At 60.8% G+C, this 16,053-nt stretch carries 12 protein-coding genes; 4 read left to right on the forward strand and 8 right to left on the reverse strand.

Annotated features, from left to right (window positions below):
• Positions 1-156 precede the first annotated feature (156 nt).
• From CLV84_RS05850 to CLV84_RS05870, 5 genes are all read right to left on the reverse strand, one after another.
• Positions 157-2,535 (reverse strand): acyl-CoA dehydrogenase family protein, encoded by a 2,379-nt coding sequence (locus tag CLV84_RS05850; protein ID WP_104418790.1) that lies wholly within the window; start codon positions 2,533-2,535, stop codon positions 157-159.
• Positions 2,513-3,244 carry a hypothetical protein gene (locus CLV84_RS05855; RefSeq protein ID WP_146088732.1) on the reverse strand — a complete coding sequence of 244 codons (732 nt, stop codon included), beginning with the start codon at positions 3,242-3,244 and terminating at the stop codon, positions 2,513-2,515. Before CLV84_RS05855 ends, CLV84_RS05850 begins: the two co-directional genes overlap by 23 nt.
• A complete protein-coding gene (locus CLV84_RS05860; protein WP_104418792.1) occupies positions 3,231-3,959 on the reverse strand; it encodes a hypothetical protein in 729 nt (242 codons plus the stop codon). The genes CLV84_RS05855 and CLV84_RS05860 overlap by 14 nt, the downstream gene beginning before the upstream one ends.
• Positions 3,960-6,884 carry a DEAD/DEAH box helicase family protein gene (locus tag CLV84_RS05865; RefSeq protein WP_104418793.1) on the reverse strand — a complete coding sequence of 975 codons (2,925 nt, stop codon included), beginning with the start codon at positions 6,882-6,884 and terminating at the stop codon, positions 3,960-3,962. It abuts the gene before it with no gap.
• Positions 6,885-6,947: 63 nt separating this feature from the next.
• The gene (locus tag CLV84_RS05870; RefSeq protein WP_146088733.1) at positions 6,948-7,514 is read right to left on the reverse strand and encodes a hypothetical protein; all 567 of its coding nucleotides are present in this window, start codon (positions 7,512-7,514) and stop codon (positions 6,948-6,950) included.
• Positions 7,515-7,937: 423 nt separating this feature from the next.
• On the opposite strand from CLV84_RS05870, the gene CLV84_RS05875 reads away from it, so the two are divergent.
• Positions 7,938-8,831: a hypothetical protein gene (locus CLV84_RS05875; protein ID WP_104418795.1), complete on the forward strand. Its 894-nt coding sequence runs from the start codon at positions 7,938-7,940 to the stop codon at positions 8,829-8,831.
• Positions 8,832-9,036: 205 nt separating this feature from the next.
• Entirely contained in the window at positions 9,037-9,696 is a 660-nt protein-coding gene (locus CLV84_RS05880) for a hypothetical protein (RefSeq protein WP_146088734.1), read from the forward strand.
• Positions 9,697-9,891: 195 nt separating this feature from the next.
• Here the strand turns inward: CLV84_RS05880 and CLV84_RS05885 are convergent, their stop codons facing one another.
• On the reverse strand, positions 9,892-10,368 hold the full coding sequence (locus CLV84_RS05885; RefSeq protein ID WP_211295178.1) for a nuclear transport factor 2 family protein: 477 nt from the start codon (positions 10,366-10,368) through the stop codon (positions 9,892-9,894).
• Positions 10,369-10,471: 103 nt separating this feature from the next.
• Here CLV84_RS05885 and CLV84_RS05890 point away from each other — a divergent pair, with 103 nt between their 5' ends.
• Entirely contained in the window at positions 10,472-11,371 is a 900-nt protein-coding gene (locus tag CLV84_RS05890; protein ID WP_104418797.1) for a sterol desaturase family protein, read from the forward strand.
• Here the strand turns inward: CLV84_RS05890 and CLV84_RS05895 are convergent.
• Positions 11,347-12,516 carry a carboxypeptidase-like regulatory domain-containing protein gene (locus CLV84_RS05895; RefSeq protein ID WP_104418798.1) on the reverse strand — a complete coding sequence of 390 codons (1,170 nt, stop codon included), beginning with the start codon at positions 12,514-12,516 and terminating at the stop codon, positions 11,347-11,349. The genes CLV84_RS05890 and CLV84_RS05895 overlap by 25 nt on opposite strands.
• Positions 12,517-12,588: 72 nt before the next feature.
• Positions 12,589-13,869 carry an MgtC/SapB family protein gene (locus CLV84_RS05900; RefSeq protein WP_104418799.1) on the reverse strand — a complete coding sequence of 427 codons (1,281 nt, stop codon included), beginning with the start codon at positions 13,867-13,869 and terminating at the stop codon, positions 12,589-12,591.
• Positions 13,870-14,041: 172 nt separating this feature from the next.
• On the opposite strand from CLV84_RS05900, the gene CLV84_RS21960 reads away from it, so the two are divergent.
• Complete coding sequence (locus tag CLV84_RS21960; RefSeq protein ID WP_211295224.1) at positions 14,042-16,048, forward strand: thioredoxin domain-containing protein; 2,007 nt, start codon at positions 14,042-14,044, stop codon at positions 16,046-16,048.
• Positions 16,049-16,053: the final 5 nt, after the last annotated feature.

Genomic DNA, 16,053 nt, shown 5'->3' on the forward strand with positions numbered 1-16,053 from the left:
TCTTTCCGTGCCCCTACCCAGCATCGCCGGCCAAAGTAGGTCAGACCGTCCATCCACCCCGTAGGTAAACCGCAGGTTAAATTTCTGATGGTCGCTGGGGAATGAACTGGTCGGACGAGTAGTCGTCCGACGACTACTCGCGCGACCACTACCCGCCTAAAGCGCGATCGGCGCCCCCAATAACTCATCCGGAATCCCGAAGCCATCGACCAGCACCCCCGCCTCCGGACGCAACTCGGCACAGAGCACGTCCACCAACTTACGGATCGCCTTGCTCTTTTGTCCGCTGATGTAGTCGCTCTCCATATACCAGCCGGCGTGGTGCTCGATGGTGTGTACGGCGTAGAGGAGGATCGTCTTTTCGAGTAGGTCTACGGCCTCCGTCGAAGGCTTGTCATTGGAGGACACATCCGATGTGTTTCCGGATGCCGCCGGTCGGGCCCCGCGCAGATCGTCTATCCGTGCCAGGCTTTCGTCCAGCACCAGTTGCTCCACGTAAGCTTCGGCCGCGGCGATCATGTGGGTCTGGCAGAGCAGGCCGGCTTCGTAGGCGCTTTTCCCGTCCTTGATGTACGCCCGCAGCCGCTGGGCCAGGGTGCTCACCAGGCGGCGGGTACGAAAGTGGAAAGCGGACTGATAGAAGGACCGGCTCTCGAGGTGCTCGCGGTCCGTCTGCCGCACCACATAGGGGTTCTGCTCGGTGACGATGGTGCCCACCCGCCGGCCGATGAATTTCAGTACCGCAAAGTTGCCGTCCTCCTGGAACGACTTTTTGAACTCCGTCAGCAAGCTCTTGGCCAGTAGCTGCATGAGCACGGTGTTGTCTCCCTCGAAGGTGGTGAAGATGTCCGTATCCGCCTTCAGGTCGGCGATGCGGTTCTCCGCCAGGTAGCCCTTACCGCCCGTCGCTTCCCGGCACTCCTGAATGGCGGCGGTGGTGAACCAGGTGGCGTAGGATTTCAATCCCGCGGCCATCGCCTCGATTTCCCGCATCTCCGATTCGGTGCGGTTCACGAAACGGACCAGTAGGTGGTCCAGGCCGAAGTGAATGGCGTAAGCCTTGGCGACCAGCGGGATCAACCGTCGTTGCTGATTCGGATAGTCCATGATGATCGTTTCCGACCGCATCGACTCCGACGGGAATTGCCGGCGCCGCAAGCCGTACCGCACGGCAATAGCCAACGCCGATTTTGCCGCGCTTAGTCCCGCCCGTGGCACGAATACCCGCCCGCCGACCAACGTACCCAGCATGGTGAAGAAGCGGCGGCCCGGACTCTCGATCGGGCTCTCGTATTCACCGGCTTCGTTGATGCCCCCGTATTTGTTGAGCAGGTTGGCTACCGGCACCCGCACGTGATCGAACCAGAGGCGACCGTTATCCACTCCGTTCAGCCCCATTTTGTAGCCGTTGTCCTCCACCCGGATGCCGGGCAGTACCAATCCCTGTTCGTCGCGTATCGGTACGACAACGGCGTGGACGCCATGGCTCTTTCCGTCAACGATCAGTTGGCAGAAGACGGCCGCCATGCGGGCGTGCATCGCGTTACCGATGTATTCCTTGCCCGCCGCGACGCTCGGGGAGTGGACGATCAGCTCTTCGGTTTCCGAATCGTACACCGCCGTGGTTTCCAGTCCCCGTACGTTGCTCCCGTGACCGGTCTCCGTCATCGCGAAGCAGCCGGGCAGTTCCAGTTGGCCGGTAGCCTGCAAGTATTTATCGTGGTGGTATTTCGTGCCCAGGTTGTACACGGCACCCCCCCACAGCCCGAACTGTACACCGAACTTGATCACCAGGCTCAGGTCGTGGTAAGCGATGGTCTCGAAGGCCGCCGCGTAGTCCGACATGCTGTCCTGCCCGCCGTATTCCTCCGGGTAGGACAAAGCGCCGATGCCCTCCTGCGCCAGTTCTTTGCACCACCGCAGCACTTGTTCCCGGTAATCCTCCTTGATGCGCAGGGTAGGCCGCTCGAAGGAAGGCCGCAGTAAAATGGCTTTGGTGCGTTCGATCACGTCGGTATGCCCGTCTTCCAAAATTGCCTGCAGCACCTTGGGATCAATCCGTGACCCGGTAATGGCTTCCGCCAGTTTTTCCCGTTCGTCGTAGAGGGGGAAGAGCGACCGGTAGGTGTCTTCCTCGATCCCCCAGAGCATTTGCTCGATCCGGGTGAGGGCGGGCAGTTGCTCGCCCCAGAATTCCCGGCGCCCATCGGCGTCTTCTTCCGCGGCCAGACCAAGCCAGGCACCCAACTCGGCCAGACTGGCGGGGCGGTCAGTCGGTAAGGCTCCCGCCGCCTCCCGACCGCTGCTCAGCCACTGCTGGTACCGCTCCCGGGCGGGGGGGCGTGCCGGATCGCTCCATTCGAGCAGCAGAATCTTGTCCTCCCGCGATAGAAAAGGTAAACCCGCGGCCTCCTCACGGATCGATTCGATCTCGTGCACGCTCAAGTGGCGGTCCGACCAGGCTGCGTACAAAAACGGAACCATTGCCTGGATACCGGGGGAAAGGGAAGTGTTACTTTGGAGGTCTGCGCCCATGCCTGATCGATGTTTGGTTTTCAAACGCCGGTCGGCCTCGCGTGGTTGGTCCGGCTTGGTCGTTAACGGTACCGGACGCCACTTCGTCTCCAGAATTTTGGGCGCCGGGGCGCAGGATAGGGCATGGGCTCAGCCGTTGCGCAAGCTGTACGGGCGGTTTGGCCGAGTGATAGGAAATTAAGGCGAGTACGGGAACGAAAAGCAATAAGAGAATCATCATTTCACCGGTCAGTATTCCTCTCCAGGCGGGACTTGCGTAAATCATGTAGGGCAAAACTATCCCCACTGTAGCTAGTAGGAATAGCTCTAAATACCCCATGATTTCCGTCCCCCCGGTCAAATAATTGTCCGTAGGGTTGTCTGGGTTGAACACCACGTTGTACCGACGACTTTGCCCTAACTCCCGTAGAAAAAGCGAGGCATCAGACTCCGTTATATACCGCATCCCCGGTGCCAGCCGATTGCCGGTGTAGCGCGCTCCTCTGGCGTAGAAAACGTACGGCTGTTCGAGTTCGGCCCGGTAGTAATTTACATAACGGAAGGCATCGCGGTAGCCGGTGCACAGTCGGTCCGGCCCCTCCGCCAACGTGGCCGGTGCCTGCGGCCAGCCGAGGGTTCGCTGATGCCGGCTCTCCCGCCTGAAGATCCAAACGAGGTACAGCACACTCAGTACAAAAAGTAGCATCGACAAGCCGTCAAAGAGGATCACGGGAGCGGTTTTTCTTTTGCAGGAGTTTTTCCGGATCAGTCAGCCGCAGCGGCCGGTCCTCCAGGCGATTAAGCAATTTGTCTTCCGTAGTCGTATTCCCTTCATTGCGTACCCGATCCGTGGAGGTCACCGGAAGCAGCAATTTCCCGAGATCAAAGACCGGCTGGGCGAGAAAGTAGACGACCAATAAGAGCAGAACCACTACCACGGCGACCACGAACAGCACGACCAGCTTCTGCGTATCGGGGCCCTCAGTACCAAACCACAGCAAAACTCCCGGTAGCAGCAGGCCGTAAACCAAGAACAACCACAGTTTGCCGTATCCCAGGATCGGCTTCCCAATGGTCAGGTAATTCTCTTCCGGGCGGTCGGGATTGAAATACACCTCGTATTTCCGGCACTGGGACAACCCTTTCAGGAAGACTTTCGCCTCGTCGACATTGAGTAAGTCGAGCTTCGGAGCCAATCGCTTACCCGAATATTTTTCCCCCCGGGCGTAAAAGACATAGGACCTTTCGAGCTCCGCCTTGTAAAAGGTGGTTTCCCCAAGGTGGTTGGCTTCCGCGGTGCCAAGTCTGTCTTCGCCTTCCGGTAGCACCGCCACCGCCCGGGGCCAGGTAAGTACTCGTTGCCGGTTGGCTTCCTGCCGGGCGCGACGCACGAAGCGCACCGACGAAAGGACCAATATAAGGAGGGCGAGTCCGATCCAGATCATCTAGCGCCAGCGTTGTTCGCGCCGCGCCCCTTCGGAAGCGACCTTGCTGCTGGCCTGTAGCCGGGCCGTGAGCAGATGCAGTCTTCCGGCCGGCTCGCGGGTGTAGATGGCCTCGAATTCCTGTTCCACGACGCCGCTCAGCAACTCGGCGAGTCGATCGGCATCCTTCCGGTTCCCCAGGGCGGCGGGGACGCCGAGGTAATATTCCCCTCTGGTCCAGTCGTCCGGAAGCTTCATCCGGAGCAGGTAGCGTGGGTTGTCCACCGGTGACATCAATTCACCCAGCGCACCGGCGAAAAGCTGCCCGTCGTGATGCTCGGCTTCGGAAAGGAATACGATCTCCTCCCCGGCTTCCTCTTCGAGCCGTAAGCGGTCGGGAGTGGCCGAGTGGAAGTGGCTGCCCCGGTGCAGGCTCTCCGCCAGGGCGCGTCCGTAGGCAAAAAGCCGGGATCGGGTATCCGCGAGGAGGGTGTGCCGACGGGCCGCCTCGTTCCGCTTCAGTTCGGGGCGGAAAGCGGTCTGCGCAACCATCCAGCTGAAGTAAACACCAACAAACACCAGGGGAGGTTGCCAGCCAACGCTCACCAGCAACAGTAGAACAAATATCAGGGGATGTCCGAGGTGCGGACTTAGGTCCACCTCGTTGGCAAATACCGGGTTGCGGTCGCTCCGTTCCAGTCGGGGGCGGGCCGCTTCCCGCAGGCGCAGCAGCCTCGGCACGTAGTACAGGGCCCCCACTCCGCCAATCACCGCGGCTATCCAGGGTAGTAGCGGTAAGGCTACCATGCTGCCCGCAAGGGCGCCGACCAGGGCGACGAGGCACGCTACCTTCATCTGCAGCAGCACCATCCGGTAGCGCTCCTCGATGTGGCGATCGACGGACTCCCGGTAGTGCAGGGTAAGGGGGTCCTTCCTTTCGTAGTACCGCTCAGCGGGTGGGCGGATCGTTTCGACCAATTGGGTTCCCGCCCCGAGGGCTTCGCTCCAGCGCCGGGCCAGATCGTCCCGGTTCGTGGCCCGTTCCTCGGTGAGTTCCCGAAGTTCCAGCATAGACTCCGCATCGGTGGTACGGAAGGACGCCGCGGCCGGTAGGGCGGGTACGGCAGATGCGGCTGATCCGCCTCCGTTTTTAGAGAACTGTAGGTTGTAGCGCTCCAGGCCATTCTGTATTGCCGGCTTACCGACCAGCCGCGGCCCGGCGAATCCCCGGAACCGCCGGCGCATCCGGTCGACCTCCGGTCCGCCGCGGTCGACGTCGGGATGCACGACTACGGGGTGCCAGATGTTGGCCGTCTTATCGGGGTTGCCACGGACCGTACGGATAGCCCGCCCCCGCATTTGGTTGCTGAGCACGAAGCTGCCCACCCGGTTCGCCAGAATCAGGCTGTTCACGATGGGGGCGTCCCAGCCCTCACCGAGTAACGATTTGGTGCCCACGATCACGTGGATCCCCCCTTCGGCAAACAATTGGTTAATCCAGCCTACGATGTGCTTGTTGGCTACGGTGGCCGTGTCCAGTACCAGGTATTCGGAGTCGGGGAAGAGGGGCCGGGAGGTGATGACCGTTTCGAGGGGCAATTGCTCGTAGGCGATTTCCCGTAGCCGAATTAGTACCGGCTGGGGGATAATGACCAATGATCCCGACAATAGACAAAGGTTCCTGGCGTAGTAAGCACCTGCGCGCCGGCGCAACACTTCAAAAACGGGCACGGTGCCGACCTTGAGCAGGGGCCGGCGGTCGTATTCCGTGGTGGGCAGGTACTCGTCGTGGATATTGTCGGTCAGGATTACCAGGCGCAGTTTATCCAGCAACGCATCGCTTTCCAATTCCGTGATATGCACCAGGGCCTCCAGTTTCGCCTGCGGGCTTTCCAGCTCTTCCGCCGCCGCCCCGCTTGCCGGTGGTAGCGGTTCGTCGAGGCGGAGTTTGCCCCGATCCCAGGCGCCCATGGCCGATAGACCCCGTCGATAGGGTTGTAATAATGGTTTGGCGTGCTTGTCCCCGAAGTAGTCGTCGTGCCGCAGGGCCCGCTCCAGGAAAATCCGCAGCCAGTAGCCGTCCAGCACCGGAGCCAGGGTAGCTTCGCCGTGCAGCACCCCCAGGGCCGGCGCCGGCGGTTCGCTACCCTGAGCGCGCAGGACGCTAAGCAAGGAAGTGAAGTACTCGGGGTGCTCGAAAATTTCCGTGTAGTGCTCCTCCGGCTGTTGGAGCCAGGGGTGATCGCGGATGAGGTAGGCCAGTTCCGAACGGGTGTAGGCCATCTTCAGTAAATCCTCCTTGCGGCTCTGCCATTCGCGTAGCAAACGCCCGTCCCCGGGGGGCGGCAGGATGGGGTAGAGGTAATCCTGGTGCGGACAAAGGTCCCCGCTGGCCACCAGTTCGGGAATGCTGATCTCTTCGTCGATCTCCCCGCAGAAGCCGTAGTAGCGCCGCCATTCGATGCCGCTAACGTCGTAGGGTGGGGTAGCGGTCAGCGCCACCAGCTCGGGGTTGTAGCGTTCGGCGACCGCGTCCAATACCCGCCACCATTCCCTGCGTAGGTGGTGGCACTCGTCTACCACCAATGTCTCCATCCAGTCGAGCCCGTCAGTCCCGGTCTTTTCGTGGTAGGCCCACAGCGCCTGGTAAGTCACGACCGTGAGGGTAGCCGGCGCGTAGAGGTCGGTAGCAACATCCTCCGGGTCGCCACCAAAATCGGCCCGGAAGCGATCGATCCACTGTTCGCGAATCGTCAGGTTCGGGGCCAGCACGAGGGTGCGGCCGTTCAGGCGACGCATGATTTCCAGCCCCAGCACGGTCTTTCCGGCGCCGGGCGGTGCGACGATGTGAATTTTGCGGTCGTCCCGGTACTGGTCGAGCCGGTCGAGGATCCGCGCCTGGTAAACGCGCCAGGAATAGCGAAAGGAAAGGGCGCCTAGGGCCATGCGAGAAAGTACGGATATTGGCGAGGTAAGGGGTGCGTAGTTGCTCCGGCCATGTACTGGAGCTTACAGTTCGGCCGCAATTCGGTCGGCCAGATACCGTGCCTCCGCCTCGTCCAGGGCCAAGCCGAAGGAGAAGGTTTTCATGCCGTAGTCAAACCTGATGCGGCCCTCGCCAAAGCCAAAGGCCGCCATGTTACGATTTCCGCTAAAGAGGCTGGTATCTACCGCATGGTACCGTACGTTGGTGATTTGTCCGCGGTGTAATTCCTTGCGCATTCCAAATCCGAAAACGCCCCGAAAGTAAACCACCCGGGAACCCTCGATCCGGAAAGCTTCCTTGCCGAACCACAGCCAGGAAACTACGCTCAGGGCGAAAACGCCACCTGCCGTCCACAAAATCAGCCACACCGCCAAAAATAGATCCGGGATCTCTCCGCCTCCGAGCGACCCGATAACGCTGCCGCCGGCAGCTACGAAGCCGGCGGCCCAGCCCAGTAGCCAAACCGGCAGGAAAATCATCGCGAACCACTGTTTGCGGGAGGGAACCGTGATCGCTAATCCATTTGGGGTGCGCCTGATCGTGGCTGTACCGTTGTCGCTGCTTTCCATGGTGTTTTCTGGGTGTAGCACGATGGTCGTACCGTGCGGAATGGGTCAGGAATATGGCAATAACCGAATGAACGGGATTTTATTGAGCGCCTTAACGTCGGGCGGCCGCATTGTTACGGCCGGGCGCTCCCACAAGAAAATCCATTCAAGGCCCGCAAAAGCCCGGAAATTGATGAGCATTTCGTGCCCGGGAAAATCGGATTATGGTAGAATCATCCCCGCATTCTTCCTGATTTTTGGGAGATATAATCACGGGTTGAGGTAGGGTCCATAGTATCCAATAAAATTACTAACAAATAGCGGGCGGAACTGGCTGCCGGCCAGCACCACCGCGCCGGGTACGTACCCGAAAATAAGCTCGGCCTGGCCTATATTGCCTTCCTACACTCAGCTGCCGTTTGGCATTTCAAACACATTACCTTGGTACGTATTTTAATTACGGGCATGCTCGCCCTGCTAGTATGCCCCCTTACCGGCCAGCTGGCCAACACCAAAGCAGCCATCACCGAAATTCGCCGTAGTAAGATCATCCTCGGCCTGACCGGTGACGAACACATCGATCGTACCCTCCGGATCGCGGTCGATAGCTTCTGGCGGGTAGGACGGCTCACCGAGGAGATGCCCTACGAAGAAGCGCTGCAAGCCGCCAACGACGACGACCGGACGATGGTCCTCTACGTTGACAATATGAAGAGCGAGACCAGGCTCATGCAAAATCAGTTCGACAACGGGGGGGTGCCCACGATGAATTGGCTGCCCGGCCCCTCCAGCCAGAGCCTGATCCTCACCGTTAGTGACGGGAAGCGGCTGAAGCGCGATATGAAAGCCTTTCTGGCCCTGCCGACCGATGAAGACGGTCTCGTACCCGAAGCGGCCATCTATTTCGGCGTAGCGGCCCTCAACGACATGTGTATGACCGTAGCCCGCGCCCCGAAGTCCGGCGCCGCCCACCTGAAGGCGACCCTGGCCAAGCGGGGGCGCCGGCTGAAAGCCAAAACGCTCTACGTGCTCGACGAGCTGATCGACAAGAAGTTGACCCAGGACGTTTTCGCGGACATATACGGCTTCCAGGTAGAAGTAGTGGACTTCGAAACGTGGTCCGAAGTTGTTCTGAATCGCCAGGCGGGGGCTGCCTACGCCATTGTCAGCCCCGTGCCGATGGGCGGACGGCATGTCTACGCCCATTACCTGATGGATGCCGAGACGGGCCTGATCCTGGGCGTGGCCTACCCTAAGGTCGCCGTAGCACTGGGGCCCATCAACCTTTCTAAGAGCAATTCGGCGACCATCAACGAAAAGATGGCCGAACTCTACCACGAGGCCGCTGCCAGCCGCTAGTCCTTTCCCCAACCGTGGAGCGCCGGCAATGCGTTTTTCCACCCCGTAAGCGTCCGCTGAACACCGTTTCCGGACTTAGCGTATAATATATCCGCTACTTATTAGTTCTTTTGACATACTGTAGTGCGCACCCGGTCAAGAATTTAGGTGGCTGTAATACGGTGCCTAGCCCATAGCATAACACATTAACCTGCAAATCACTAACATGAAGTTAGGAAGAGCGTTGTGGTCGCTTGGGTCGCTACTGATTAACGTCACCATCATTATCCACCAAATCATGGCCCGCCGCATGCCCGCCGGTGACCCGGCCGGCCGATTTGATTACGTTATCAAGAATTGGGACATCTATGGTCTCAACTGGCGGGTCGAGTGGGTGCTTATGGCCATGATCGCCGCCGGTGCGATCTTTTTCGCCATCCGTACCCGTACGCTTAGTTGGGCGATAATCTCCGGCGGACAGGTCTTGTTACTCCTCACTTACCCGGTTTTGCTTGCCGGTTATCTGGGGGGATCACTACCCATGGCCACCCTGGTGAACCGGCTGGCAACCGAAATTTTCGTTTCCGGTAACATGCTGTTCCTGGCCGGACTGCTCCACCTCTACCTCACCGACGAACAGTTACCTCTCTGGGCCCGCTATCCCGCAGCGGCCCTGGCCCTCGTCGGTGTCCTGGCCTTCGTCGGGTGCAATTTCGGCCTGTTGACCCTGAGTGAGATCGTCGTCGCCGCCCCCGTGCTCCAATTACTTTACGTTGTCAACAGCTATTACGGGCTTATCGTCCCCCTCAGCCGGCAACGCAGCAGTCGAGACGCGCGGGTTTCCGTTAGCCGTACCGGGGCGCGCCCGCAGCGCGTTAGCAGCTGAGTACATTCCACCACTTGGCCAGTGCCGGCATACGGTGCGATCTTGCTTTCTCCGCCGTCACGGCGGACTAGCTGCTGGTACACCACGCGCGGCATTTTTGCGCCGGAGCGCAGGAGACAAGCCTCGCGAACCACTGGGTAGATACCGGGGGGGAAGAAAGCGTGTGCATGGTTGCCGGTGATGGCTTCTCTGGTCTCAGTGCAAGCTGATCACCCGGGCCATATACCATTCTCCGTCAACCTGCTGCCAGACCGTTACGAAGCGACTGGGTACCGATGGGGCCTCCGGTTCGGCGGCGTTCACGAAGCGATGGTAGCCGATCTGTACCGCCCCATATCCCGGGATGGGGTGCACCTCCACGGTTTCGGGCAGCAGGATGCGCGCTACTTTGCCGCAAATATTTTCTTCGATCGATCGCAGGATGCCGGCCTTGGAAGTGGCCAATCCGCCGCGGTCGTGATAAAACTCGATACTATCGGAGTAAATCCGGGACTGGGTCTCCATATCGCAGCTATTGTAGGCATCGAAGTACGTCCGGTCCATTTCCAGGATTTCCGCGTAGAGCGCCGTATCGACGGCTACGTAATCGGGGATCGGTTCCTGAGCCAGAAGGGAGGCGGAAACCAGGAATAGGAAGCACGGGAGGACGCCCCGCCAATCAGCCTGGTGCATGGGATGCAATTTTCAGCAGTATGTGACCGTAACTTATGGGGCAAGGTACCCATCGTCGGGGTAAGCCGGCAAACCTTTTACGGGCTACCGAATTCACCATACCATGCCGAAACTACGCTTTTACTATCCTTGGTTCGATCGCAGGGCGTTCCCCGTGCTCGCGGGGATTGTCGCCGGACTGTACCTCCTCGAAGAGGTACTCGTATTACGCGAGCAGCAGCAATCGAAAGTAAAGCGATCGGTGATCAATACCGCGGTGGCCGCTAGCGGTTTTGCCGTGGTTCGCGCCGCCCTCCTCCCGGCGATGGTCTGGGCCGGCACGCTAGCCGAGCGGAAACGCTTCGGACTGGTGCAGTGGCTGCCTCTGCCCGGCCCCGCTCGCTACGTACTCGCCTTTCTGCTGCTCGATTACACGAATTATCTCTGGCACGTATGTACCCACCGGGTACCCTTGCTTTTCCGGCTCCACCGCGTTCACCATTCCGACCTGGACATGGACGTCACCACCGGTTTCCGCTTTCATCTGGGTGAGCAAGTCTTTTCCATTCTTTTCCGCGGGGGCATGATCGCCCTGATCGGCGCGCCGCCGAAGCTGGTCCTGGAGTACGAAGCCGTGTTCGAGGGCTGTACCGCCTTTCACCACAGCAACCTGCGCCTGCCGGCCGGTTTGGAGGCGTTGCTGGCCCGGATGATGATTACGCCACGTGCCCACGGCATTCACCACAGCATCGTCGAGGAGGAGTTCAACAGCAATTTCGGCGTCGTTTTTCCTTTTTGGGACATGCTCCACGGCACCCGCCGTACCGACGTCGCCCAGGAAGCCGTGACTATCGGGATGCCAGCCTACCGGGACGCGGACGCCCTGACCGTCGGTCGACTGCACAAGATGCCCGTTGAGCCCATTCGACCGTGGGCGCTGCCCGACGGAACGGTGCCCCGTCGCAGCCCGAACGGTCAACTGGAGATGACGCGCAGCGGTCAGTCGCTGTCCGCCGGGGAATAATTGCTGGGTAGCATCCGGCTTACCTCACTCGCTCCCATGGCACCACCGAAGCCGATCGGACTGTTGCCGAGGGTGCCGTCCGCCCGGAACGTTGCTTCCGGCCCCCCGATTACCATCACCGAGGTCAGGTAGGCAGCCCGTTTCCTGCGGTCCGGTGGCAACGGAAGGCCCTTCCGGTCGTGAAAGTAGAGAATGGTGATTTGCCGGTTCTCGAGACCCTGAAAGGCCATCTCCCCGTCGGACCTGGCTTCCAGGTAGGAAAGCAGATCGATGGGGCGTGCCTTGCCGTCGATCATTTCGTAGGTAGCGAATCCATTGGCCCCGAGGTCATTAGCGTACAGAGACCGGAGAAAATGCTGGGAAGACGCATAAAATGCCCGTTGCCGGTTCCGGCGATGTTTCGGCCGAGCTTTTCCCTGCCTACCCTCGTAGGGCTCGAAGTAGTAGGTGCCGAGGCCGTAGGTGCTGCCCGCGGCGTAATTGACCACGAAGTGCTCGAGGTTTACCCGCACCCGGTAACCGAGCATGGGGACATCCGCCTCCAGCGTGCCGGTACTGCTGGCACGCAGATCTACGGCCCGATCGAAGGTCAGCGTTTTTCCGTCGATGGCCCACGCTACGTTGCGTAGGTCGTCCGGCAGGCCGTATTGTTTCACCAGCACGTCGGCGTTGCGGAGGGTGTCGGTTTCGTAGTGCCGGTCGAAGCGGAGCCGGTCGGTAAACTGAAGGCGGGCGCCCCGGCTCCATTCTTCCGTACCCAGAAACCGTTCCCGGAATTCAGCCACGTTCTTCGCGCGGTTGTTCCGATCGCCCACCTCCACGGCCGCGATCTCGTTGGCGGCCGGGGTGAGTAGCCAGTCTTCCGTTGGTCCGGCCGAAGTGGCCGTACGGCTGGCGGTACGGTAATTCAGGTGGGTAACGACTACGGTAGCGGGCAAGGTCACCGCGGAAAGGGGTAGGCGATAGCTCCCGTCGTCCGCGGTAGTGGTGCCCACGGTCGTGCCGTCGAAATAGACGGTCGCGAAGGGAACCGCCTCCCGGCTCAGGCTGTCCAGTACCCTGCCGAATAGGGTTTCCTGACCGGGAAGGGCAGCGGATAAGAGGGCGAGAATAGCGAGGGGGAACAAACGAACGATGGAGAACAAGCGGAAACGGTTTTGGTCAAGGCCGACGGGTAGGGCAAAATAAGACGGCTGGGAATTAGCCGGGCTGGTGGGTCATCCCCACGCCCAGCCCTCTGGCCACAGCCACAGCACCAGCGCCCCCGCCGCAATCGTCAGCCCGGTGGCTCCCAGAACATACTTGCTTAGGTTTCTGGACCCGAGGAAAACCGCCAGCCCCGCTTTGAACACCATGTTGGACAGGGCCGCCAGCAGGATGAGGCTCCAACCGCGTTCGGCGGTCAGCCCGCCATCCTTGATGGTGTTGCTGAGACTCAGGGTGATGGCATCCACGTCGGTGAGTCCGCTAATCAGGGATACCACGAAAAGGCCACGCTGACCGAAATAGTCCTCCACCGCGGCAACCGCGAAGATGATAATGGCATACAGCGCACCGAAGATGAGCGCTGCCTTTAGCTGGGCCGGATTTTCGGGGTCCGGAAGCTCCTCCGTTTCCTCGTCGTCGTTGATCCAGTACAGGCCACAGCACAGTAGCGCCATGAAAACCACCATGGCGGCAATGGGCGGGGCGATCACGCCGAGCCGTTCGGGAATAACCACCCCGACCTCAATCAGTACCCGGACGAAAGAAATGGTCGAAGCGATGAATATGACCAGCGCGGCCAACCGCCCCGCCCGCTCGGTCCCCGCCGTCCGCTTGGCGTAAGTGACCGTAGTTGCCGTGCTGGAAATGAGGCCGCCGAGAATGCCGCCGGCAATGGTGCCGATGCTTTTTCCGGCCCACTTGTAGACGAAGTAGGCCACTACGCTCAGCCCCACGATCAGCACGACCATGGTCCAGATCTCGCGGGGGTTCAGGGTTTCGTAGGGGCCGTAGTCCTGGTCGGGCAATAGTGGCAGGATGATGAAGGCGATGGCGGCAAACTGCATGATCGCCCGTACGTCTTCCCGCGTCATGTTACCCGTCACCCGGTGCAGGGTTCGCTTCAGGGAAAGCAGAATCGCCACGCTGGCACCGGTAGTGACGGCTACGGCGGTGGGCCCGATGGGGATGAAGGCACCTACCAGAAACATGAGGAGGATAGCGATTTCCGTGGTCTGGCCGATCCCCACGTCATCGGCCTCCTCCGCACGTAGGGTGTCGGCCCGGATGAAGTTAGCCGCCGCGATCAGGATGGTTACCGCGATCGCTCCGGCCGCGATCAGCCACCGGGAGTCCGTTGCCTCGGCGAGCAGGGCGCAGAAGGTGCCGCTCAGCGTGATCAGCCCGAAGGTGCGGATGCCGGCTATTTCGGAATTGGCCCGCTCACGCTGCAGGCCGACCAACAGCCCCAGCCCGAGACTGGTAGCCAGGTGTACAAAGGGGGTATAATCCATAGGGTAACCACTGGAAAAGCAGGGACAACCCATCTGTTCACTGGAAATGGATAAGTCGATGCACGTGGCCGGCCATCCGCCGCATCGTCACCGGGGCACCAAGGGGCAAGCTTTTCCCGGCCCCGCCTAAACTACTGGGGCCCGGGCGCCTTCTACCTAAAAACACCCCGCCATCGCCAACCGACTTCAGCACGAAACCAGCCCGTACCTACTCCAGCACGCCCACAACCCCGTGGATTGGTATCCGTGGGGGGAGGAGGCCCTGTCCCGGGCCCGCCGGGAAGACAAGCCCATACTGGTCAGTATCGGCTATTCCACCTGCCACTGGTGCCACGTGATGGAACGGGAAAGCTTCGAAGACGAGGTCACCGCGCGGCTGATGAACGAACACTTCGTTTGCATCAAGGTGGACCGGGAAGAAAGACCGGACGTCGACCAAGTGTACATGGATGCCTGCCAGGCCATCACCGGCGGGGGCGGGTGGCCGCTAAATGCCTTTTTGCTACCGGACGCCCGGCCGTTTTACGCCGGCACCTACTATCCGCCGGAGCAGAAATACAACCGGCCGTCCTGGACCGAACTCCTGACATACCTCAGCCGGACCTTCCGGGAGGAGCGCGACCAGGTGGAGGACCAGGCGGAGCAATTAGTGGATAACCTGAAAGCGGGTGGAGACCGGCTGCTCGGGATTGCTGTCGAGCCGGAAGACACCCTGATGGAGCAGGTTCGCGCCAGCTACGATGCCGCCCGCGGCGGGTTCGGGGGCGCACCCAAGTTCCCGCAGAGCCAGGCGCTGGAACTCCTGCTCGCCAACGGAATCATCACCGGCAACAACCACGATATCTACAGTGCCGGCCATGCGATGCGGGCCATGCTCGGGGGCGGCATCTACGACCAGATCGGCGGTGGCTTCAGCCGCTACACCGTAGATGCCAATTGGCGGGTACCTCACTTCGAAAAAATGCTCTACGACAACGCCCTGCTGCTACGGCTGCTGGCGAAGCTGCATCTGGTCACCCCCGACCCCCGCTACCTGCAGGCCATGGAGGAGACCACGGATTGGTTACGCCAGGAAATGGCACTCCCCGATGGCGGATACCGCGCGGCGCTGGATGCCGACAGCGAAGGGGTGGAGGGAAAGTACTACGTGTGGGACTATAAGGAACTCGAAGCGCTGTTCCCGTCGGAAACCGTCGAGCTGGTGGCCGATTTCTATGGCCTGACCGAAGCCGGAAACTGGGAGGAGGAGCATACCAATATTCCTTACCGCCCCGGCCCGCTGCCGGCGGTCACCGGCCTGCCGACCGACGTGGCGGTGGCCAAGATCGCCGAAGCCCGCCGCACGATGGCAGAAGTGCGCCGGCAACGCATCCCCCCCGGCGCAGATGATAAGCTGATCCTCCAGTGGAACGCCTTGTTGGTTTCCGGCTGGGCTTGGTGCTACCGGGCCACCGGCGAGCAAACTTACCTCCAGCTGGCGACGGACCTTTATACCAGCCTGAACGAGCAGCTTCGCCACGACGGGACCTGGTACCGCAACCGGACCGACGGGACGTTCGGCGCGCCGGCCTTTCTCGACGACCATGCCGCCATGGCCGCCGCGGCCCTCGACCTGAGTGAGGCGAGCTTCGACCTCGATTACGCGTTGCGGGATGCGCGCCATCACGTCGATACGGTACTGGAGCGGTTTTCGGACGCCGAGGAGGTCATGTTCTACCTGCGCCGGCCCGAAGGCAGCGAACTCCCGGTGGCCACGAAAGACTTTTACGACAACGCGCTGCCGAGCGGCAACTCCCAAATGGCTAACAATTTGTATCGCCTGGGAAGACTGACGGGGCACGCCGCCTACCATGACCGGGCGGAACGCATGATCGCAGCGATCCGTGGCGCGGTCCAGCGCTATCCTACCAGTTTCGCCGGATGGGCCATGACGCTGCTGCTCATGCAACAAGCGGAGCGGGAGCTGGCGATCACGGGCGTCGGGGCGGTGGCAGCGGCCCGCGAATTCTTGTCGGACTACCGACCCGACCTCATGATCGTGGCGGCGGAAAAAGATCGAGAAGACGTACCAGTGTTACAAAACCGCTACCTTTCGAAATTACGCTACTTCGTTTGTGAAAACCGGACCTGTAGGTTACCGGTTGATACGGCTGAGGCAGCCCGTAAACTGCTGAACTAAACGTC

It is taken from the genome of Neolewinella xylanilytica (assembly GCF_002934605.1).
Classification (GTDB): domain Bacteria; phylum Bacteroidota; class Bacteroidia; order Chitinophagales; family Saprospiraceae; genus Neolewinella; species Neolewinella xylanilytica.

Coding starts and splice junctions, on each gene's coding strand:
- CLV84_RS05875 (WP_104418795.1), top strand. CDS start 7,938: ATGCTCGCCCTGCTAGTATGCCCCCTTACCGGCCAGCTGGCCAACACC.
- CLV84_RS05885 (WP_211295178.1), bottom strand. CDS start 10,368: ATGCACCAGGCTGATTGGCGGGGCGTCCTCCCGTGCTTCCTATTCCTG.
- CLV84_RS05865 (WP_104418793.1), bottom strand. CDS start 6,884: ATGGCCCTAGGCGCCCTTTCCTTTCGCTATTCCTGGCGCGTTTACCAG.
- CLV84_RS05850 (WP_104418790.1), bottom strand. CDS start 2,535: ATGGGCGCAGACCTCCAAAGTAACACTTCCCTTTCCCCCGGTATCCAG.
- CLV84_RS05890 (WP_104418797.1), top strand. CDS start 10,472: ATGCCGAAACTACGCTTTTACTATCCTTGGTTCGATCGCAGGGCGTTC.
- CLV84_RS05900 (WP_104418799.1), bottom strand. CDS start 13,869: ATGGATTATACCCCCTTTGTACACCTGGCTACCAGTCTCGGGCTGGGG.
- CLV84_RS05880 (WP_146088734.1), top strand. CDS start 9,037: ATGAAGTTAGGAAGAGCGTTGTGGTCGCTTGGGTCGCTACTGATTAAC.
- CLV84_RS05860 (WP_104418792.1), bottom strand. CDS start 3,959: ATGATCTGGATCGGACTCGCCCTCCTTATATTGGTCCTTTCGTCGGTG.